Source organism: Pseudomonas sp. R2-60-08W, assembly GCF_003852335.1.
Lineage (GTDB): Bacteria > Pseudomonadota > Gammaproteobacteria > Pseudomonadales > Pseudomonadaceae > Aquipseudomonas.
Genome location: NZ_CP027731.1, coordinates 3,444,752 through 3,463,768, shown reverse-complemented (window position 1 = coordinate 3,463,768; position 19,017 = coordinate 3,444,752). Strand labels below are relative to the sequence as shown.

Sequence of the window (19,017 nt, the reverse complement as noted above, 5' to 3'; positions counted from 1 at the left end):
CTGCGGCCAACGAACCCCGCTGCCGAACCTATATGATAAAGTGGCGCACTTTTTCGAGGGGGCATTCACTGTGTGGGAATTGGTCAAATCCGGCGGCTGGATGATGTTGCCGATCATCATGAGTTCCATTGCCGCACTCGGCATCGTCGCCGAACGCCTGTGGACCCTGCGTGCCAGTCGCGTTACCCCCGAGCATCTGCTGGGGCAAGTCTGGGGCTGGATCAAGAACAAGCAGCTCGACAAGCAGAAGCTCAAGGAACTGCGCGCCAATTCGCCACTGGGTGAAATCCTCGCCGCCGGCCTGGCCAACTCCAAGCATGGTCGCGAGATCATGAAAGAGTGCATCGAGGAAGCCGCAGCGCGGGTAATCCATGAACTGGAGCGCTACATCAACGCCCTCGGCACCATCGCCGCCATGGCGCCGCTGCTCGGCTTGCTGGGTACGGTGCTGGGCATGATCGACATTTTCAGCTCGTTCATGGGCTCGGGCATGACCACCAACGCCGCGGTGCTGGCCGGCGGTATTTCCAAAGCGCTGATCACCACGGCTGCGGGCCTGATGGTGGGTATCCCGTCGGTGTTCTTCCATCGCTTCCTGCAACGGCGCATCGATGAACTGGTGGTCGGCATGGAACAGGAAGCCATCAAGCTGGTGGAGGTGGTGCAGGGCGACCGTGATGTGGACCTGGTCGAGGGCAAAGCGTGAAATTTCGCCGCAAGCAACGGGAAAATGTCGATATCAACCTCGCGTCGCTGATTGACGTGGTGTTTATCCTGCTGCTGTTCTTCGTCGTTACCACCACGTTCACCCGGGAAACCCAGCTGCGCGTCGACTTGCCCGAAGCCGTGAGCGGCTCCCCAGCCGAAGACCAGCAGGTCAAGCAATTGGATATCGCCATCAGCGCCGATGGCGTGTTTTCGGTAAATAACCAGTTGCTGGAGAGAAACGACCTGGCCAGCTTGATGGAGGCCTTGCAGAAGGAGTCCGGGGGCGACACCAACATGCCACTGTCGATCAGCGCTGACGGCAAAACCCAGCACCAGGCAGTGATTACCGCGATGGACGCTGCCGGCAAGCTCGGTTTCAGTCATCTGCGCATGACCACCGTCGAGGCGGCGAGCCCACCCTGATGGCCATGTCCGATCGTTTGCTCAAGGCCTGGTACGACGGGCATCCAGCCCTCGTGCTGTTAAAGCCGCTGGAATGCTTGTATCGCCGGGTGGTGCAGCGCAAGCGCGCGCGCTTCCTGGCGGGTGAGGGCGCTGTCTACCAGTCGCCGGTGCCCGTTGTGGTCGTGGGTAATATCACCGTAGGCGGGACTGGCAAGACGCCGCTGATCCTGTGGATGATCGAGCACTGTCGGCGCAGTGGGTTGCGCGTAGGCGTGGTCAGTCGTGGGTATGGCGCCAAGCCGCCACAATTGCCGTGGCGGGTCGAGGCCAACCACAGTGCCGAAGTGGCCGGCGACGAACCGTTGCTGATCGTGCAGCGCTGCGGTGTACCGTTGATGATCGATCCGGATCGCAGTCGTGCGGTGAAAGCGCTGTTGGCCAGCGAAACCCTGGACCTGATCCTTTCCGACGACGGCCTGCAGCACTATCGTCTGGCCCGTGATCTGGAGCTGGTATTGATCGATGCCGCCCGTGGCCTGGGCAATCGCCATTGCCTGCCGGCCGGGCCGTTGCGTGAGCCGGTTGAGCGCCTGCAGAGCGTTGATGCGCTGCTCTATAACGGCGCCGCCTCGGACCGCGAAGACGGCTTTGCCTTCCGCCTGCAACCCTCGGCGCTGGTCAACCTGCACAGCGGCGAGCGGCAGCCGGTCAGCTACTTTCCAGTAGGCCAACCGGTACACGCGGTTGCCGGTATCGGCAATCCGCGACGTTTCTTCAATACCCTTGAAACGCTACACTGGCAGCCGATCCCCCATGCGTTTGCCGACCACGCGCCCTACAGCGCCGAGGTGCTGGATTTCACGCCGCCATTGCCGCTGGTCATGACCGAAAAAGACGCGGTGAAGTGCCGCGCCTTCGCCCGGCCCGACTGGTGGTACCTTGCGGTGGATGCGCTGCCGTCGCCAGCGTTTGTCGCCTGGTTCGACACGCAGTTGATGCGCTTGCTGCCCAACCGTCTTTTGCCTTAACCGCTTATTTCCAGGAACTACTCATGGACACCAAACTGCTCGACATCCTTGCTTGCCCGATCTGCAAAGGCCCGCTCAAGCTCAGCGCCGACAAAACCGAGCTGATCAGCAAAGGCGCCGGCCTGGCTTACCCTATTCGTGACGGCATTCCGGTGATGCTGGAAAGCGAAGCCCGCACCCTGACGACCGATGAGCGCCTGGATAAATGACTACCGCCTTTACCGTGGTGATTCCCTCGCGCTATGCGTCGACCCGCCTGCCGGGCAAGCCGCTGCAAATGATCGGTGCCAAGCCGATGATCCAGCTGGTATGGGAACAGGCCTGTAAAAGCAGCGCTGAACGGGTGGTGGTGGCGACCGACGATCCGCGCATCATCGAAGCCTGCAAAGGTTTCGGCGCCGAGGCGGTGCTGACCCGTGAAGACCATAATTCCGGCACCGACCGCCTTGCCGAAGTGGCCACGCAACTGGGCCTGGCGCCCGACGCCATCGTGGTGAACGTGCAAGGCGACGAGCCGTTGATCCCGCCAAGCGTCATCGACCAGGTCGCCGCCAATCTGGCGGCCCATGGCGAAGCGCGCATGGCCACCCTGGCCGAACCGATCGAAGACAGCGAAACCTTGTTCAACCCCAACGTGGTGAAGGTCGTCAGCGATATCAACGGCTTGGCCCTGACATTCAGCCGCTCGATCCTGCCCTGGGCGCGGGATGCCTTCGCCAGCAACCCCGATGCACTGCCGCAAGGTGTGCCGTACCGCCGCCATATCGGCATTTATGCCTATCGCGCCGGCTTCCTGCATGACTTCGTCAGCTGGGGCCCCTGCTGGTTGGAGAACACCGAGTCCCTGGAGCAGCTGCGGGCCCTGTGGCACGGCGTGCGCATCCATGTGGGCGATGCGCTGGAAGCGCCGCCTGCAGGCGTCGACACCCAGGAAGACCTCGAGCGCGTCCGTCGCCTGCTGGGGGCTTGATGGAGGTCCTGTTTGTCTGCCTGGGCAATATCTGCCGCTCGCCCACCGCCGAAGGCGTTTTGCGCCATAAGTTGCGCGAAGCAGGCTTGTCCGGCCAGGTTGAGGTGGCGTCAGCGGGGACTGGGCAATGGCATATCGGCAACCCACCGGATCAGCGCAGCCAACGTGCGGCGCTGGCGCGGGGCTATGACTTGTCATCCCAGCGTGCCCAGCAGGTCTCCCGCGCCGACTTTGCGCGCTATGACCTGATCCTGGCCATGGACCACAGCAACCTGCGCCACCTCAAAGCCATGCAGCCTGCACAGGGTAAGGCTCAGTTGGATATATTCCTGCGCCGCTTCGGCGGTGAAGTGGACGAGGTGCCAGACCCTTATTATGAAGGCGAACAAGGTTTTGAGCGGGTCCTGGACCTGATCGAGCGCGCCTGTGATTTATTGGTGATTGAATTGAAGGGGCGGTTATGACCTTGCAAGTACTGGCGCAGGTCTCCCTCAAGCCATTCAACAGCTTTGGCATCGACGTGCGCGCCCAGCTATTTGCCGAGGCCCGCAGTGATGCCGACGTGCGCGAAGCCTTGGCCTACGCCGAGGCGCACAGTGTGCCGCTGCTGGTGATCGGGGGCGGCAGCAACCTGCTGCTAACCCAGGACGTGCCTGCCCTGGTGTTGCGTATGGCCACCCAAGGCATTCGCGTGCTGCACGATGATGGCCTGCAGGTGGTGGTCGAAGCCGAAGCGGGCGAAGCCTGGCATCCCTTTGTGTTATGGACCCTGGAGCAGGGCTTCTGCGGCCTGGAAAACCTCAGCCTGATCCCCGGCACGGTCGGTGCGGCGCCAATGCAAAACATCGGTGCCTACGGCGTGGAGGTCAAGGATGTGTTTGCCGGACTCACTGCGCTGGATCGTCAGACCGGTGAACTGCGGGATTTCAGCCTGCAGGAGTGCCGGTTTGCCTATCGCGACAGCCTGTTCAAGCATGAAGTCGGCCGTTGGTTGATCCTGCGGGTACGCTTTGCCCTGAGCCGCGCCAGTCACCTGAAACTCGACTACGGCCCGGTGCAGCAGCGTCTGGCCGGACAGGGGATTACCAACGCCACGCCAGCGGATGTGAGCCGGGCGATTTGCAGCATTCGCCGCGAAAAATTGCCCGACCCGGCGCAGCTTGGCAACGCCGGCAGCTTCTTCAAGAACCCGCTGGTGCCCCAGGCCTTGGCTGCTGAGCTGAAAAGCCAGTATCCGGACCTGGTGGCCTACCCTCAGGCAGACGGGCAAACGAAGCTCGCCGCCGGTTGGCTGATCGACAAGGCGGGCTGGAAGGGCTTTCGTGAGGGCGACGCTGGCGTGCATGCATTGCAAGCGCTGGTACTGGTGAATTATGGCTCTGCCACCGGGCGTGAGATTGCCAACCTGGCGCTGCGTATCCAACAGGATATTGTCCAGCGCTTCGGGGTGGAACTGGAGATGGAACCTAACCAGTACTGATCGTCCTTGGGCCGGAAATGAAAATGCCCCGTATCTCGCGATACGGGGCATTTTTTATAGCGTTAACAATCAGTCGTCACGGCTCATGATGCCGAAGATCTGCAACAGGCTGATAAACAGGTTGTAGATCGACACATACAGGCTGATGGTCGCCATGATGTAGTTACGCTCACCACCATGGATGATGGCGCTGGTCTGGTACAGGATGCACACCGAGGAGAACAGCACGAAGCCTGCGCTGATCGCCAGTTGCAAACCGCTGATCTGGAAGAACATGCCGGCTACCACTGCCGCCAGCAACACGAAGAAGCCTGCGGTAATGAAGCCGCCCAGGAAGCTCATGTCCTTACGGCTGATCAGCACGTACGCCGACAGGCCACCAAACACCAGTGCGGTCATGGCAAATGCCGAACTGACCACTTCCGCGCCGCCGGCCATGCCGAGGTAACGGTTAAGGATCGGGCCCAGGATAAAGCCCATGAAACCGGTCAAGGCAAAGGCCGACACCAGGCCCCAGGCCGAGTCACGCAGCTTGTTGGTCAGGAAGAACAGACCATAGAAGCCGATCAACACGACGAAGATATTGGGATAACCGACGCGCATCTGCTGGGCCACGTAAGCCATCACGCCGCTGAATGCGAGGGTAAGGGCGAGCAGGCCGTACGTATTGCGCAAGACGCGGCTGACTTCAAGCTGCTCAGCCTGCGCGTTGCCATTCACTGCGTAATTCTGTTCGCGCATGGCGACTCTCCTTCAGTTTTGAAACGTTCAGTCGCAAAGATCATAACAGACGCTCTGTAACAAGCTATGCAGAGAGTTTGACAGTGTGTTTCATTCGGGTATTATTGCGCCCGCTGACGCAGGATGAGCTACTATGATCCTGTAACGCACAAGGGAAATTGGCAGAGTGGTTGAATGCACCGGTCTTGAAAACCGGCGAACGTTAATAGCGTTCCCAGGGTTCGAATCCCTGGTTTCCCGCCAAGATTTACACACAAAAGCCCCGCACTGCGGGGTTTTTGCGTTTCTTGGGTCAGGCGCAATTGTCAGCCTCACAGCTGATCATTTCCGCATCATTACAGGCTGTTTTCCGCAACTCGTTGCAAGTTGTGGTCACCGGGTCGGTTTCACGATCTTCCCGACACGTCGATAAACCGTCTCGGTTATCCGCTTGTCAGTGTGCCCCAGCAGTCGGCTTGCATCCCCAAGGTCGAGGATCTCACTGGCAGCTTTTTGCTTTGTATTTCCATGGTGTGCCCCTCTATGCCTCTGGTTGGTCGAAAGAGCCCGTGGGGAGCGCTGTCTTGATGATATGAACGGCCAGGCCGAAGATGATCAGCAGCCAGGCGCAGGTGCCGGCGAAGGCGTAGATCAGTGCGTCGGTGCTGCCGGTTTCCAGCAGGTCGAGTCCGGTCCAGGTGAACCAGCAGTCGCTGGCGACCAAATACAGCAAAGCGCCCGGCAGTATCAGGGTGAATTTAATCAGCGTGATGCCGTCGGCATGAGCCTTGGATGCTTTCACTGCCCGCCGCGTGACCGTCTTCCGGCCTTCCAGGATGGCGCGCACCATCGGCGCCAAGAACAGGATGAGGCGTTCTTTGATAGGGATCATGAGGTCACCTGTTTCATGCTGGAGTCGACCCATTGGCGCATCCTGGTCCAGCGCTCTTCCGGCGTTTCTGGTCGCTATCCAATGGTTCCGTCGGCCCTGAGCCCGTAAACGCTTGGGCGCTCGTCGTTTTCCCAAACAATTCCCTGGCCATTGCAGTCCGGGTCGCCAGCTTCGAAATAGCGCTCAGACACCGCTTCGGCGTTGTGGTATTCGAGTTGTACCATCTTCACCTGCAAGCGTTGTGCAGCGACCCGGGCTTTGCACTTGTCACCGTCGCCCTCGTCGAAGTCGGGTATATCGGGGTGAGCGAACATGCCGTATTCATCGCGACGACCGGGGCTGAGTGGATCAATTTGATTTCTTCAAGCATGACTTCGTCCTCGCCGCTATAGCAGCTATCAAATTCATAGAGAGGAGAGGTATCGTTGCCACCTCAGATAGGGAGGTGTGATGTGGTCGTACACGGAGTTGAATACCGATTTTGCTGCGCTTCAAGCGTTGTCGAAGGACACGATGGCCTCGCGATGGAGTGCTGGAAAGGCGACATCGGACCTTTGTTTGAGATTTTTCGAAATGATGAAACGCTTCGATTTGAGGTGAATTTTTCGTACCGGATGTACCGCTTGAGTTGCTTGAGTACGCGGTGCCGACAGCTCGAGAGTGGTTAGGAGATTTTGTTCCCTATCCCTGATGCCGAGTCCTTGCCCCTATAGCGGCTGACTTTGAAAGGGGGATGAGGAGGGGTGAAACGAAAGAGTGAGGCGCTAATTCCAGCGAACGTCGAGTTCTGAAAATTGTTGCTGCAGCTGCGCTATGAGTTCAAACCAAGAATCGAAACCATTTAATTCGTTCCGGACGAGGTATTCGCCGAATTGGATGTTGGATTCGTCTGGGTCGTTGGTCTCTAAGGAGTAGACCAGCATCTTGCGCGATGTCAGGCGCCGCCCTCCGTAATATCGGATGGAAGCGGAATGATTGATAGCGTTACTGGATGGGGAAACTTATAATTCTATTTTGTCATGGAGATGAATAGATGTTCCCCAAGTACGTGCGCCCGGTTGGCTATGGTTTGGTGGTAGTAGGAACGATCTCACTACTATTTTCGGCATTCGAGTTGTTTGCTGGAAGAGATTCTCTGTTTGCCGTGGCTAAATCAGCAGTATTTGTACTGGTTGGTGTCTGGATTATAAAAGAGGCAGTAAAGGTCTAACTATATCTCAAAGGCAATTTCACATAGCTGTCGCACACCGTTACCGGATGCAGCGAGCAGGATGGAATTTTGGAAAAATAAGGTATCAATCCGCACCTTGGATTTGAGCCTATAAAGGAGCACTGATGCGACACGAGATTTTTTGGCGCTTTATAGCAATGATTTTGTTCAGCTTCACGCTGACCGGGTGTATTCATTACGAACACAAAAGTGCAGAAGGAAAATCAAACTCCGAGATCGCTACGATTCAGCAGTTCGACAAATCTTTGACAATATTTAAGATTGACGACGATCAAACCCTTTATTGGTTGAGCCGCCAAAGCGAATACCGGCTGGGTGCAGGCAGGCATAAGATTCAAGTTCGTAAATTTATTACCGCGGAACAGCAAACTGCTCCAATTGAAATGACTGTTGATCTGGTAGGCGGCCGTACTTATGGGCTCTATGGGATCTCTTCGTCAACATGGTGGCGATACGAGGTTCGTGACATGCAAACTGGGCAGCCGGCAGATGTCGCGGATCCTGTTGTCAACGAAACGCCTCCGATATCAGTTAACTAGATGGCTCGATAATCTCGTCGCCCGGGTCTTTCTGAAGGGCGAGCAGGCTTTTATTGCGAAATTCCCGCGCCACGTTTTCGGATATCTCGATTTCGTGGCGCGGCGGATTCAAGAGTGGCAGGCACTTAGCTGAGCCCAGCGCATGAAGGTGATGAATCATCAGCGTCATCGCCTCGCTCTGCTCAGTAATGCCTGACCATTCCATCAGAGCGGCCAGGGCCTGCCGGGTGCCTGGGCTAACCCTGAGCCTCAATTCCTTTCTTCGGCATTCGCCACGCGTCCTGGCAGACTTGGCCACGCGATCTTTCTGCGGTACTGCTGCCATGGCCTACCTCTTCTATTCCGTCATACTAACCAATAAGGTGGTTTTTAAATCCCTGCTCAATTAAGTACTTCCAGGCCGCTAGGACTTTTTTCGGTAATTCTTCTTCGATCTGAAATCCCTTTTTTGGATACAGCATAATACGCTGTATGTCCCCCACCATTTCATCGATTAATCCGAGCACCCCCACCTGATTGGAAGTTTGCTCAGGGAAACAATACCTCGGCGCATCAACCCAAGCGTCAAGGCCCGCCCACTGGATAGGTAAAGTCAACCTTACTCGGCGGATTGAGTTTGGCTTGGTAAGAAAAGTAGCGCTCTTTATTTGTGGAAACATTTCTTTGGTAAAGGCAATATTTTCAGCAAAGTTAGTGGCTCGTTTTTCTAAGCTGAATTGCTCATGTAAAACTCCGAGATCTAGCGCGCGCTGAGCAAAAATTTCGGCTTCAGTCTTATCCCATAAATGTCTAGTCCAGTTGCCGGTATTGCCTGTGAACAATAAATGTCCAGCTACTCCCTTGCGAAGCAATTCGCAAGCGTAATCGCAGACACGAAGATCATACGATCCACAGACTACTAACAAATCACAGTTCTCATGCTGACGTCCTTCAGATAAGAACTCCCAAAGAATAGCGGCGTACTTTAGTGTTGATGTCATTAAGAAGGTAATCTCCTAGAACTATGGTTGCCGAGAATCAAGAATTTTTCATTAAAAAGGGAGGTTGGTGTCAAACGTTCGATTGTGGGCAGCGTGTTAAAGTCGGTATACACAGCCTTAGCGCCGTAGTTGCTTAGCGAAACGTCATTGCCGATACCGATACACCATGCGCCACTGCTTACCGCCGACTGCACACCGCTTACGGAGTCTTCGAAGACCAGGCACTCATTTATGGGGGTGTTTAGTTTTCGAGCCGCTAGCTGATAACAATCAGGAGCTGGCTTTCCATTGCTGACATCCTCGCGTGAGACTCTACAGTCAAAGCTAGTTTCTAAGCCATGTTGTTCGAGCACGTAGGCGATACGAGCGGGCCAACTACTAGTCACCAATGCCAACGGAACTGAGCGTTCCCGCAATTGAGAAATTAGCTCTCTCACCCCAGGTACCAACAAACAGACGGCTACCTCTTCAGCAGCGTCTACTTGTTTTTTGATAATGCTGCGGGTGGGCTGATGGAAGTTAGGGAAGAGTGCGTGAAGCGTATACTCCCCTGGTCGACCATGGATGTGTTCATGGATAAAATCTTGGCTAATTTCAACGCCGTATTCCCGTGCCACGCTCGTCCAGGCATGCTCAATAACCTGCCGTGACTGAATAAGAACACCGTCCATATCAAAACAGACCGCTGTAAACGTGTGTGTCATCATGTTTAGAGTTCCGCATTTTTTGATGAGCGATTAAAGCTAGCAGCGCGCCAATTAAGGCTATAATGGCCATTACATAAAAAGAGCCATTGGGTATTATCTCGTAAAGGTAGCCGGAAAAAGGCGTGGCCACCCCCATCGGTATTGCTACTGCGAAAGAATAATAGAATCCCTGCGTTAAAGTCTGTATGTCTTGCGGAGCGTGATCTCGGATAAAGCGCATAATCGCCGTGTGATAAGCAGCAAAACTCAGCGCGTGCATGCATTGCCCTATAATGATTAGTGATAGGGCATCGCTATTAGAGAAAAACGCCCAGCGAAGTGATGCACATAAACTGGACAAAACTACAATGGATAGCGGAGAGAAAAATTTCAAAATTTTATTTGAGAACGCAAAGTATGTGATTTCAGCAATTACAGCGACTGACCAAAATAATCCAATTGTAGTTGATGAGTAGCCTTTGATTCCCCAATTTATTGAGGCTGTGGCAAAATATAGTGTGTGGCTTAATTGAATTATACTGGCAGAGGCGATTGCAAGTAGCAGTATTTTGTTTTCGAATAGCCGTCTCCAATCTGGTTTTTTAACGATTTGAGTATTGTCAGAGAAGTTTATATTTGGAACTCGGTGTCTCAACCATAAGCAACTTAGCGCTGTAAAAGTCATGCTTGCGGCAACGATGACAGGTACCCAAGAAAGTCCATAAATAGTAAAAAAAACACCACCAAGTGTCGACGTTAAAATAAAGGCTGAAGAGCCAACCGCTCTTACCCAGCCGTAATTTTGAATGGACTGTTTGTCCCGTTTGAGCAGATACGACTCGGACAGAGGCAGCACGACCATCCATAGTCCGCCGAACGAAATGCTTAGCGCGATAAAAGTGAATAGAGAGGGGGGCAGAAAATAAAAAAGCAGGGTACTAATGGCTGCTGAGAAACTTAATAGTGCCGCCAGGTAAATTTGATCTACGCGCCAGTCTGCGACGTAAGTAATTAACACCCCTGTTACAATTTGAGGCCAATAAGCTGCCGCGATCAGCAAACCTATCTGACTGGCGCCAAATCCTAAAGTATCTAGCCAAGTTGGCCAGAATGGATAAATAATTCCCTCGGCTGCAAAAAAACCAAAAAATATCATGTACATCGGGTCACCAAATAAAACAGTTGAACACCAATCTTGAAAAAAAGGGGCTTCAGGAAGCCCCTAAGCGCATCGGTTTTACTCAAAGCGTTGTAATGCGAAACTGTTCTTGTTTTTACGCCATATGATTAACGACTCGCTCATAACTACCAAATCGACTATACCGTCTTTAAGGGCAGCCAAGGCATCTTGTGAAGAGCATACAATCGGCTCTTCATGACGATTGAAGGAAGTGTTTATCAAAGCAGATTGCCCTGTTCGAGAGTGCCAGGCATTTAGAAGCTTGTGCATAAAACCATCCGCTTCAGGACGAATTACCTGTGGTCTAGCAGTACCGTCAATATGCACGACAGCAGGGCTGGCCTCGATAAACTGCGGATGGCAATCATATGTCATCGTCATGGTATCAGCGGCAATATGCTCTTCGGACCAGTCGATATAGCATTCGGCGGCCTGCTCGACAGCTGTCACCGGGCCAAACGGCATAAACTCAGTTCGGTGCATCCGTTTGTTGAGCCAGTCGTTCACATCAGCATCTTTGGCATGGTAAACGATACTCCTGTTGCATAACGACCTCGGGCCAAATTCCATTTTTCCTTTGAACATTCCTAGAACTTGGTTTTCCATTAAAGCATCTACGAGCGTTTCAATGATATTAGTCGGATTGTGATAACCCAATTCAGGGTAGTCACGATTTATCAGGTTTATGTTTTGTGAAACACTACGTGCCGCTGGGCCCAGCGTCATCGCCGGGTTTTTGAATCGTGTGCCCTTTTCTAAGTAAGCAGCCCCCACTGCAGCAGCCAATGCCAGGCCGCCGTCTCCCATGCATGGCAGCACATAAACGTTACGCACGTTAGGGATTTCTCGTAACCGCTGGTTAAGCTTCACGTTGCCAAATACACCACCCGCCAAGCAAAGGTTACTACTCCCTATCTTTTCTAAATGGTAAGTTACGACTTTAACTAGCATGTCTTCGACATGGCGTTGAACGGCGGCTGCGATATCTTCCGGTTTTTCCTTGGCCAGTAAAGTTTGTAATGTATTGCTATAGCCATTATATGAAGGCAGGAAAAGATCTCCGCATTTGGCTCTAATTCGCCCATCCTCAACATTAATCATTTGTTGCATTACGCCAAGCAATTTCTCAGGATCGCCGAATGCGGCTAAGCCTGTGATCTTGCCTTCATGACGATTAGGTTTGTAACCTAGCAGATGGGTGATGCGTCCGTAGAAGTACCCCAAGCTATCAACGCTTGTTTCACGCTGTAATACCGTGGTTTCGTTGGGTGTGTAATGTGTTAGCGTCAGTGATTGAAAATCACCTCGCCCATCACATGTTAAGGTTAAAGCTTCATCAAAGGGGGAGCATACATAAGCACCCAAAGCGTGACATTCATGGTGGTCTATGTAGTACGCAGACAGCGCGTTATCTGCGATAAACTTATCGAACTCTGCTCTTTTTTCTTTGTCGTTGGTGATTTCGTCAGTAATACGTTTTCGAAAAAGAGGTAGCCCATTAGGGTTGTTCTTAACTTCATCTACAATGCGATCGAAATATAATGGTAAGTGCTTTTCAGCGGTGAAGCCTGCGCTCCAGCCATAGGCAACATAGTCTACGTCCTCTAAACTTATACCCGCTTCACCTAGTACAAATGAAATAGAATGCGCAGGCCAGACTTTGTCATCTTTGATGCGGGTAAAACGTTCTTCACTTACCGCAGAAAGGATTCGGTCGTCGCGGACCAAGCAAGCACCTGATAAATCATTGTTAGTAATTCCTAAAACTATCATAACAACTCCATGTTTTGCAGTTCAGTGATTATCAGAGATCACTGCATCAGCACCGCCCATAATTCTGTCCTCAGAATATTCCCTGGCGTCCAGTGGGCCGTTTAATAGCTCCCAAGTGGGCGATCCTGCCCTCTGACACAAACAGCGTAGCAGTGGATTGTGACACCCATATGAAGATTTTTTCGTAAAGAAAAATTTTGCATGGATTTTGGTTATAAGTACTGATTGTCCGAGAACGCAGTTAAATTCTTGTAGCTGTACATGCTGAATATGAGCGTTTGCCAACGCGAGACGCTCGGACTCAATCCCGCCAAGCCCTGCTTGATGTGCCCAGCGTTTTTACCTATTAAAAAGAGCACCACGTACGTTATTACCAACCTCATTCAAGTCTTGCTTTTCGCTGTGCAAAGCCATGAGTCGACCTACATACCGCTTCGAAGGTAGTTGCCGTCGGGCACGACCTCCACCGCCTGTTTAGCGGCTCCATTGGTCTAAAGCCAGATCTGAGACTCGCCACCGCGACTATGCTGAATTCACCAGCAATCAAGATAGAGGCTCCCATGAGAGAGGCGCAGCGAAGACTGACCCTGACAGCATGGCGCGAGCTTTCTGCACTGGGCGGAAATCGAATGGACGCGGAAGTTAAATACTTCGAATTGCTGCGGCGGGCTGACGCCATGGAGCGAGCCGACCTCATCTCGAGTGATGAGTGGCGAAGCCTTGTGAAGCACGCCGGAGCATTGCTCTGCAGTACTGCGCAGTGTATGGGCGGACCGGGGTAGGCCAGAAAGACGTAGTCCGTCGCCGCGCCGGAGTTGGCTGCGATCGCGCTGCTCGTCACCGGTATCGCCTAGTGTCTGAATTGTTCTCGCAACCCTCACCGCACGCCAGTGAACGGCTAGTCTCCTGACGTGACGCCCCCATCGATATCGATATGAATGCCCAGATCCTGACGGCCAGGCGCAAGATGCGGTTTGAGTGTCAGTGCCGGAATGTCATAGTCACCGGCATTCTGGCGACGAAATGGCAACGGCTGATCATCGAACAGGTTGTCCAACCGAGCAGCATAGGCCGTGCATAGCTGTTCGAACCGAGCGGCGTCCATCTTGCTGGTCTTATAGATGGGGAAGGGCGGCACAACGGTGAACCCGGGATAGAAGAGCACCCCATGCTGGATAGGGAATAGCAGGTCATCCAGCGCACCATTCACCCCTCGACCACTGTAGTGGGACTCCCAACCGCCCATGCTGACCACCAGCATCGCGCGCTTTCCAGCCATGCTGCCTTCCCCGTAGCGGTCGCCCCAGTGGCTTTCGTTATGTTCGCCGACACCGTAGGCAAATCCATAGGCGTAGACGCGTTCGACCCAGCCCTTGAGGATCGCGGGCATCGAGAACCACCACAATGGAAATTGAAAGATCACGGCGTCCGCCCATCGCAGTTTGGCCTGCTCTTGCTCGATGTCTGCCGGTTGGGTGCCGGCGGCAAATACACGTTGCGATTCCATGGCCGGATTGAAGGGGTTTGCGTCGTCATAGCCTGGGGCGTCGTCCGTATCGATGGGCGCTTTCCAACGCATGGCGTATAGATCCGAAACCTGGACCTCGTGGCCTGCATTTTTCAGATGAGCTATGGCGAAATCCCTGAGCGCGCCATTGAGCGAACGAGGTTCCGGGTGGGCGTAGATCAGTAGTAGCTTCATGAGGGCCTCCGAGTGGTTGTGCCCTCACCGTAACGACGGTCCCGGTATGATAGAAATGAATTTCCGAAACATATGGTATTTACATGCACAATACCTTGCGACGTCTGGATCTCAATTTGCTGGTCACGCTGGATGCGCTGTTGTCTGAGCAAAACGTGACACGGGCAGCGCGCTTGCTCAATCTCGCGCAATCGACCGTCAGCCTGCAATTGGGTCGGCTGCGAGAACTTCTCGACGATCCATTGTTGCTGCCCGGCCCCCGAGGGATGTCGCCTACCGAGCGTGCCCGTGAATTGCGCGGGCCGCTGCGTGACGCGTTGGTCGCGTTGGAAGGCGCGCTGAGTCCTGGCGGCACGTTTGAGCCCGCGCTGTCTGATCAGACGTGGAAGGTGGCGGCCAGCGATTACGCCGCGACGGCTTTGGTCTGGCCGTCACTGGCCCTGCTCAGGCGCCTGGCTCCGAATACCCGCTTGGCATTGCTGAACAAGCATCCCGTCAGCCTCGCTAACGATCTGGAAAGCGGTCAGCTCGATCTGGCCTTGCACACTCGCGATGATGCGCCGCCAAAACTGCGTCAGCGGTCTCTGGTTCACGAACGCTATGTGCTGGCCGGGCGGCGCGGTCATCCCGCTTTGGCGACGAAGCTATCGCTCAAAGCGTTCTGCGGCCTTGAACACGCTGTGATGTCACCCAATGGCGGCGGGTTCGTTGGGAGTACCGACCAGGCGCTGGCCGCTAAAGGGCTGGAGCGACGCGTCGTATTGTCAGTGTCCAATTTCAACTCGCTTGTCTCGGCACTGGTGCACAGCGACCTGGTTGCGGTGGTGCCGGAAAGGCTGGTGCGGGATGAGCCGGCGCTGCACGTGCAGGCACCTCCACTGGCCATTCCGGGTTTTGAAATGCTCATGTTATGGCCCGAGCGGCTGCACCGGGATCCCGCCCATCGGTGGCTGCGCGATCTGATTGCCTCGACGTTGCAAGCGGCTCCCGACCCAGAGGTTTGATGGGAGCGTTACTCGACCGTGCAGATCCAGCGGTGATTGTGCCGATAGGGCGCGCGGGTGAAGTGCACATCTGAAACCAGATTCAGGCCGCGCTTTTTCAGCGCTTCGGTCAGTTGTACGAGTGTCTCTGCCTGGATAGTCATTGCGGTTACCTCGTCAGATTGACTGCGTTCATAATTCTTGACCGAGGGGGCAACTCGCTAATTCAAATTTTCTACACGCTTAATAGTTGAAGGCCAGCCCTGTAGTCCGATGCTTATCTGAACCCCAGCGCTGCACTTTTTTCCATTCTTCTGATCTACCTCTGTCCCAGCCACCCATATCCTGCGGGTGGCCAACAGCCACAGACCCGGTACCGATGCATCGAACGCTAACTGTTTTTATCACCCAATGGCCGCGGTGGCTGGTTGCGATACTGGCGCTGTGTGCCGTCGGTTGCAGCCAGCAACAGGGGCGCGACATTGCCAGGCAGTTCAGCGATGGCAAGCCCGATGAGTTTTTTCAAACCAGCGTTGATCGCATGGCCACCCTGGGCATGCGCGACAACCTGCAAAGCCTTTATCTGCTGATGAGCAAGCTTTACCTACGTAACCCCAACCAGTGGCGCCAGTCCGGTTATCCGGATGCGGTAACTGCTGCGCGCACTATTCGCCAGGCTATCGAAAACCGTCAGCCATTGCCTGCGCTGGGGGAACGTCGTGACCTGGCGGCCTTGAGTTACTCCCTGAGCCCGGAGTTTCGGGGTGATCGGGTGGGGGCGTTCATCTACGCGATCGGCAGCATGCTGGTGACCGCACACGGCGGGCGCACGCAATTTTATGTGACCGACTCGATCAACCCGCAGTTTGTCAGCAACGCCGCACGGAATATCGAGAAAGCCACCTGGTTGCTCGGCCAGCGCCAGGACGCCAACGGCGTGTTGCTGCTGTTTTCCAATGAAATATCGGAGGAGGGCAGCAACCTCAGTTTCGCCGTCGAATTCGGCAAGATCGTCGCGCGCCTGGATCTGCTGACCCAGATACTCGATGAGCGCTACCGACGCATCGGCCTCAATTATGCGCAAAGTCTGTTGCTGATGAATTTCCTGCCTGTGCAGTGACAGGGCCAATGGGTGCGGTGTTTCCCTTTCCTCTGTAGGAAACTGCCTATCATGCCCTGGACCGCTTGAACCACGCCCCGGTCAGCCCTAGCCTCGGACTTTTCTTAAACATGAGTGCCTACCTTGGGTAAGCGAAAAACGGTTTGGCCTACTGATCGCGAAATCCGCCTGCGATTTATCCTGTTTGCTGTGATCGATGCCGCGAGCGCTCAAGGAGTCGCTTCGCAGGTGCTGTTAGCCGCGCACAAACTGCTGCGCGGCTCGCCTACGGAGATGCAGCTGCGCGACACGCTTGCCGAGATCCTGGCCACCGATGAAATGTATGGTTTCAGATTCCCCATCGGCTCGGATGCTGACGACTTGATGCAGACGTTGGAGTTGCCGGGCAATCAGGAGCGCACGTGACCTGACGGGTGTGGGTGGCTTCCCATGACTGTTCGCGTGCCGGCGCTGTCGTCCACGCCCCCGTATTCCAAGGACCTGCCCATGCTGTTGCGACAACCCGCGCTACTGTTCGCCGCCCTGACCCTCAGTTCGCAGGTACAAGCCGAAGGCCTGCAATTGGCGCCGGTCGAAGTCACTGCGTCTGAAGCCAGCGCCGGAGAAATCGCCCAGGCGCAGCTCAAAAGCGTGCCCGGCGGCACAAACTTTATCGACATGGACAGTGTGCAACAGGGCCGGGTGAGCTCCAATGAGGACGTCTTCAAATACCAGGCCGGGGTGTACGCCAAGGCGGCGAACAATGAAGGGGTCAAGCTGTCCATTCGCGGTTCGGGCTTGAACCGCAGCCCCGGTGCTCATGCCTCCGGGCTGTACGAAATGTTCGACGGTCTGCCGCTCACCGGCCCCGGCGGTACGCCCTATGAGCTCAAGGACCCGCTTTGGCAAAGCCGGGTAGAAGTGCTGCGCGGCGCCAATGGCTTCGACCGGGGCGCGTTGGCCCTGGGCGGCGCGGTCAACTATGTCAGCCGCACCGGTCTTGATGCGCCCAAACTGCAACTGCGCTATGAGGCGGGCAGCCATGGTTACGCCCAGCGCGAAATCAGTTCCGGCCAGGTGCTCGGGGATGCCGATTACTACATCAGCCTCACCGATTCTGCGTCCGACGGTTACCAACACCAGAGCGCTGGCACCGGCAAGGGCGTCGCGGCCAACTTTGGCTATCGCTTCAACCCGGACCTGGAAACGCGCTTCTATTTTCGCTACCGCGAAACCACCAACGACACCCCGGGCAAGCTCACCCGTTACCAGATCAGCCATGCCCCGCGTGCTGCCAACAGCCTCAACGCCGCCCGCGATTCCAAGCGCTTGCAACCAGGTTCCACCTGGATTGCGAACAAGACCACCTTGCAATTGGATGACGCTTCGCGCGTCGAAGTCGGGCTGGCTTATCACGACTACCCGATGGACCTGCGCGAAGGCACCAACCGCCTGAAAGTCGCCTACACCGACATCAGCGGCACCCTCAATTACATTCGCCAGGACAGCCTGTTCGGCCACGACAGCAAAACCACGCTCGGCCTGCGCACCACCCAGGCGATGCCGAACAACGGCGCCTCGGAGTACGTGCGCATCCCGGCGGGCAATACGGCCAGCTACGCTCCGGGCACCAAGACCCGTGACTACACCTACCTGGGTTCCGACACCGTGCTGCATATCGGCAACGAACTGGAGCTGGTGCCTGACCTGTGGCTGACCAGTGGCCTGGCCGCGATCTATACCCGCCGCGAAACCCAGGTCACCTATCCAGACGGCCAGGCACCGACCAGCCAGCACGATTGGGACTACGCGCCACGCATTGGCCTGCGCTATGACTTCACCCCGCAATTGCAGGTGTACACCAACCTGAGCCGCTCGGTGGAGCCGCCGCACGCCTGGTCGATGATCTGGGGTTCCAACAAATACTTCGGTACCGGCAGTGGCGCGGCCACCGGCTTGCAGCGCGAAGGCGTGAAGTTGCGCAACCAGACGGCGACGACGCTGGAAGTCGGTGGCCGCGGTGACGCCTGGCTTGGTCAGTGGGACCTGGCGCTCTACCGCTCGGAAGTTCGCCACGAACTGTTGACCGTGGAAACCCAGGCCCAGACCGCAACCAGCAATGCCATCGTCGCCGAAGCCAACGCCAGCCCCACCGTGCATCAGGGCGTGGAACTGAGCCTGCTCAGCCCGCTATGGGAGGGCGGTCGCAACGGCCAGCTTGCGCTGCGCCAAGCCTACACTTTCAGTGATTTTCACTACCGCGATGACGAGCGTTTTGGTGACAACACCTTGCCGGGCATTCCCAAGCATTATTATCAGGCGCAACTGCGCTACAGCCACCCGAGCGGTTTCTACACCAGCCTCAACACCGAGCATGCCTCGCGGGTGGCGGTGGACTACGCCAACTCTTACTACGCCGCGGCCTACACCACCCTGGGCGCCACGTTTGGCTTTGACGCGCCCAAGCAGGATTGGCAGGCCTGGGTCGATCTGCGCAATCTGACCAACCGGCGTTATGCCAACACCGTCACCCCGGGCTATGACGATAAAGGCCTGGATGTCGCGCGCTCCACACCGGCCGATGGTCGGGGCCTCTATACCGGCGTGTCGTGGCGTTGGCGCTGAAGGGGCATCTGGCTGA

Annotated in this window: 23 protein-coding genes, 1 tRNA gene and 1 pseudogene; 14 read left to right on the top strand and 11 right to left on the bottom strand. The window is 55.6% G+C overall.

Annotated elements, in window-relative coordinates:
* Positions 1-70 precede the first annotated feature (70 nt).
* Genes C4J90_RS15670 through murB form a run of 7 tightly spaced genes read left to right on the top strand, consistent with a single transcriptional unit; the run spans position 71 to position 4,591 of the window.
* Entirely contained in the window at positions 71-706 is a 636-nt protein-coding gene (locus C4J90_RS15670; protein WP_122676958.1) for a MotA/TolQ/ExbB proton channel family protein, read from the top strand.
* Positions 703-1,131, top strand: coding sequence for a biopolymer transporter ExbD (locus tag C4J90_RS15665; RefSeq protein WP_124363256.1), 429 nt, complete (start codon positions 703-705; stop codon positions 1,129-1,131). Before C4J90_RS15670 ends, C4J90_RS15665 begins: the two co-directional genes overlap by 4 nt.
* On the top strand, positions 1,131-2,141 hold the full coding sequence (gene lpxK / locus C4J90_RS15660; protein ID WP_124420267.1) for a tetraacyldisaccharide 4'-kinase: 1,011 nt from the start codon (positions 1,131-1,133) through the stop codon (positions 2,139-2,141). The genes C4J90_RS15665 and lpxK overlap by 1 nt, the downstream gene beginning before the upstream one ends.
* 23 nt (positions 2,142-2,164) lie before the next feature.
* Positions 2,165-2,350: a Trm112 family protein gene (locus C4J90_RS15655; RefSeq protein WP_003174668.1), complete on the top strand. Its 186-nt coding sequence runs from the start codon at positions 2,165-2,167 to the stop codon at positions 2,348-2,350.
* A complete protein-coding gene (gene kdsB, locus C4J90_RS15650; protein WP_124363254.1) occupies positions 2,347-3,111 on the top strand; it encodes a 3-deoxy-manno-octulosonate cytidylyltransferase in 765 nt (254 codons plus the stop codon). The genes C4J90_RS15655 and kdsB overlap by 4 nt, the downstream gene beginning before the upstream one ends.
* Positions 3,111-3,575, top strand: coding sequence for a low molecular weight protein-tyrosine-phosphatase (locus C4J90_RS15645; RefSeq protein WP_124363253.1), 465 nt, complete (start codon positions 3,111-3,113; stop codon positions 3,573-3,575). The genes kdsB and C4J90_RS15645 overlap by 1 nt, the downstream gene beginning before the upstream one ends.
* The gene (gene murB / locus C4J90_RS15640) at positions 3,572-4,591 is read left to right on the top strand and encodes a UDP-N-acetylmuramate dehydrogenase (RefSeq protein WP_124420266.1); all 1,020 of its coding nucleotides are present in this window, start codon (positions 3,572-3,574) and stop codon (positions 4,589-4,591) included. Before C4J90_RS15645 ends, murB begins: the two co-directional genes overlap by 4 nt.
* Positions 4,592-4,660: 69 nt before the next feature.
* Here murB and C4J90_RS15635 read toward each other — a convergent pair whose 3' ends face one another.
* Entirely contained in the window at positions 4,661-5,332 is a 672-nt protein-coding gene (locus C4J90_RS15635) for a Bax inhibitor-1/YccA family protein (protein WP_124420265.1), read from the bottom strand.
* Between the two features lie 152 nt (positions 5,333-5,484).
* Between C4J90_RS15635 and C4J90_RS15630 the strand changes: the two genes are divergently transcribed.
* Positions 5,485-5,575: transfer RNA gene (locus tag C4J90_RS15630), tRNA-Ser, on the top strand.
* Between the two features lie 129 nt (positions 5,576-5,704).
* Here C4J90_RS15630 and C4J90_RS27185 read toward each other — a convergent pair.
* From C4J90_RS27185 to C4J90_RS15615, 3 genes and pseudogenes are all read right to left on the bottom strand, one after another.
* A pseudogene (locus tag C4J90_RS27185) lies at positions 5,705-5,830 on the bottom strand (integrase); the annotation flags it as partial.
* 22 nt (positions 5,831-5,852) lie between these two features.
* Complete coding sequence (locus tag C4J90_RS15620; RefSeq protein ID WP_124421225.1) at positions 5,853-6,083, bottom strand: hypothetical protein; 231 nt, start codon at positions 6,081-6,083, stop codon at positions 5,853-5,855.
* A 194-nt stretch (positions 6,084-6,277) separates the two neighbouring features.
* Positions 6,278-6,517: a hypothetical protein gene (locus tag C4J90_RS15615; RefSeq protein ID WP_256658871.1), complete on the bottom strand. Its 240-nt coding sequence runs from the start codon at positions 6,515-6,517 to the stop codon at positions 6,278-6,280.
* A 719-nt stretch (positions 6,518-7,236) separates the two neighbouring features.
* Between C4J90_RS15615 and C4J90_RS26915 the strand changes: the two genes are divergently transcribed.
* Both C4J90_RS26915 and C4J90_RS15605 read left to right on the top strand, forming a co-directional pair.
* Positions 7,237-7,413 (top strand): hypothetical protein, encoded by a 177-nt coding sequence (locus C4J90_RS26915; RefSeq protein WP_164488022.1) that lies wholly within the window; start codon positions 7,237-7,239, stop codon positions 7,411-7,413.
* 125 nt (positions 7,414-7,538) lie between these two features.
* A complete protein-coding gene (locus tag C4J90_RS15605) occupies positions 7,539-7,973 on the top strand; it encodes a hypothetical protein (protein ID WP_124420264.1) in 435 nt (144 codons plus the stop codon).
* Here the strand turns inward: C4J90_RS15605 and C4J90_RS15600 are convergent.
* The 6 genes from C4J90_RS15600 to C4J90_RS15570 all read right to left on the bottom strand — a co-directional run bounded on the left by C4J90_RS15600 (position 7,966) and on the right by C4J90_RS15570 (position 14,294).
* Positions 7,966-8,298 carry a hypothetical protein gene (locus C4J90_RS15600; protein ID WP_124420263.1) on the bottom strand — a complete coding sequence of 111 codons (333 nt, stop codon included), beginning with the start codon at positions 8,296-8,298 and terminating at the stop codon, positions 7,966-7,968. The two genes, C4J90_RS15605 and C4J90_RS15600, sit on opposite strands and share 8 nt — an antisense overlap.
* 25 nt (positions 8,299-8,323) lie before the next feature.
* Positions 8,324-8,953, bottom strand: coding sequence for a YdcF family protein (locus C4J90_RS15595; RefSeq protein WP_124420262.1), 630 nt, complete (start codon positions 8,951-8,953; stop codon positions 8,324-8,326).
* Positions 8,953-9,660, bottom strand: a complete 708-nt coding sequence (locus C4J90_RS15590; protein ID WP_256658870.1) for an HAD family phosphatase — start codon at positions 9,658-9,660, stop codon at positions 8,953-8,955. The genes C4J90_RS15595 and C4J90_RS15590 overlap by 1 nt, the downstream gene beginning before the upstream one ends.
* Positions 9,626-10,801 (bottom strand): MFS transporter, encoded by a 1,176-nt coding sequence (locus C4J90_RS15585; protein WP_124420261.1) that lies wholly within the window; start codon positions 10,799-10,801, stop codon positions 9,626-9,628. Before C4J90_RS15585 ends, C4J90_RS15590 begins: the two co-directional genes overlap by 35 nt.
* A gap of 75 nt (positions 10,802-10,876) precedes the next feature.
* Complete coding sequence (locus C4J90_RS15580; RefSeq protein ID WP_124420260.1) at positions 10,877-12,592, bottom strand: carbamoyltransferase N-terminal domain-containing protein; 1,716 nt, start codon at positions 12,590-12,592, stop codon at positions 10,877-10,879.
* Between the two features lie 898 nt (positions 12,593-13,490).
* Positions 13,491-14,294: an NAD(P)H-dependent oxidoreductase gene (locus C4J90_RS15570; protein WP_124420259.1), complete on the bottom strand. Its 804-nt coding sequence runs from the start codon at positions 14,292-14,294 to the stop codon at positions 13,491-13,493.
* Positions 14,295-14,377: 83 nt separating this feature from the next.
* Between C4J90_RS15570 and C4J90_RS15565 the strand changes: the two genes are divergently transcribed.
* A complete protein-coding gene (locus C4J90_RS15565) occupies positions 14,378-15,298 on the top strand; it encodes a LysR family transcriptional regulator (RefSeq protein WP_124420258.1) in 921 nt (306 codons plus the stop codon).
* An 8-nt stretch (positions 15,299-15,306) separates the two neighbouring features.
* On the opposite strand, the gene C4J90_RS27180 is transcribed toward C4J90_RS15565, so the two are convergent.
* Positions 15,307-15,441, bottom strand: a complete 135-nt coding sequence (locus C4J90_RS27180) for a hypothetical protein (protein WP_256658869.1) — start codon at positions 15,439-15,441, stop codon at positions 15,307-15,309.
* Positions 15,442-15,656: 215 nt separating this feature from the next.
* On the opposite strand from C4J90_RS27180, the gene C4J90_RS15560 reads away from it, so the two are divergent.
* The 3 genes from C4J90_RS15560 (at position 15,657) to C4J90_RS15550 (ending at position 19,001) form a co-directional block, all read left to right on the top strand.
* On the top strand, positions 15,657-16,397 hold the full coding sequence (locus C4J90_RS15560; RefSeq protein ID WP_124367370.1) for a hypothetical protein: 741 nt from the start codon (positions 15,657-15,659) through the stop codon (positions 16,395-16,397).
* Positions 16,398-16,520: 123 nt separating this feature from the next.
* Complete coding sequence (locus tag C4J90_RS15555; RefSeq protein WP_124420257.1) at positions 16,521-16,802, top strand: hypothetical protein; 282 nt, start codon at positions 16,521-16,523, stop codon at positions 16,800-16,802.
* An 81-nt stretch (positions 16,803-16,883) separates the two neighbouring features.
* Positions 16,884-19,001, top strand: coding sequence for a TonB-dependent receptor domain-containing protein (locus tag C4J90_RS15550; RefSeq protein ID WP_124421223.1), 2,118 nt, complete (start codon positions 16,884-16,886; stop codon positions 18,999-19,001).
* Positions 19,002-19,017: the final 16 nt, after the last annotated feature.

Coding starts and splice junctions, on each gene's coding strand:
- C4J90_RS27180 (WP_256658869.1), bottom strand. CDS start 15,441: ATGACTATCCAGGCAGAGACACTCGTACAACTGACCGAAGCGCTGAAA.
- C4J90_RS15570 (WP_124420259.1), bottom strand. CDS start 14,294: ATGAAGCTACTACTGATCTACGCCCACCCGGAACCTCGTTCGCTCAAT.
- C4J90_RS15600 (WP_124420263.1), bottom strand. CDS start 8,298: ATGGCAGCAGTACCGCAGAAAGATCGCGTGGCCAAGTCTGCCAGGACG.
- C4J90_RS15550 (WP_124421223.1), top strand. CDS start 16,884: ATGCTGTTGCGACAACCCGCGCTACTGTTCGCCGCCCTGACCCTCAGT.
- C4J90_RS15635 (WP_124420265.1), bottom strand. CDS start 5,332: ATGCGCGAACAGAATTACGCAGTGAATGGCAACGCGCAGGCTGAGCAG.
- kdsB (WP_124363254.1), top strand. CDS start 2,347: ATGACTACCGCCTTTACCGTGGTGATTCCCTCGCGCTATGCGTCGACC.
- C4J90_RS15615 (WP_256658871.1), bottom strand. CDS start 6,517: ATGTTCGCTCACCCCGATATACCCGACTTCGACGAGGGCGACGGTGAC.
- C4J90_RS26915 (WP_164488022.1), top strand. CDS start 7,237: ATGTTCCCCAAGTACGTGCGCCCGGTTGGCTATGGTTTGGTGGTAGTA.
- C4J90_RS15645 (WP_124363253.1), top strand. CDS start 3,111: ATGGAGGTCCTGTTTGTCTGCCTGGGCAATATCTGCCGCTCGCCCACC.
- murB (WP_124420266.1), top strand. CDS start 3,572: ATGACCTTGCAAGTACTGGCGCAGGTCTCCCTCAAGCCATTCAACAGC.
- C4J90_RS15560 (WP_124367370.1), top strand. CDS start 15,657: ATGCATCGAACGCTAACTGTTTTTATCACCCAATGGCCGCGGTGGCTG.
- C4J90_RS15590 (WP_256658870.1), bottom strand. CDS start 9,660: ATGATGACACACACGTTTACAGCGGTCTGTTTTGATATGGACGGTGTT.
- C4J90_RS15595 (WP_124420262.1), bottom strand. CDS start 8,953: ATGACATCAACACTAAAGTACGCCGCTATTCTTTGGGAGTTCTTATCT.
- C4J90_RS15655 (WP_003174668.1), top strand. CDS start 2,165: ATGGACACCAAACTGCTCGACATCCTTGCTTGCCCGATCTGCAAAGGC.
- lpxK (WP_124420267.1), top strand. CDS start 1,131: ATGGCCATGTCCGATCGTTTGCTCAAGGCCTGGTACGACGGGCATCCA.
- C4J90_RS15585 (WP_124420261.1), bottom strand. CDS start 10,801: ATGTACATGATATTTTTTGGTTTTTTTGCAGCCGAGGGAATTATTTAT.
- C4J90_RS15605 (WP_124420264.1), top strand. CDS start 7,539: ATGCGACACGAGATTTTTTGGCGCTTTATAGCAATGATTTTGTTCAGC.
- C4J90_RS15565 (WP_124420258.1), top strand. CDS start 14,378: ATGCACAATACCTTGCGACGTCTGGATCTCAATTTGCTGGTCACGCTG.
- C4J90_RS15580 (WP_124420260.1), bottom strand. CDS start 12,592: ATGATAGTTTTAGGAATTACTAACAATGATTTATCAGGTGCTTGCTTG.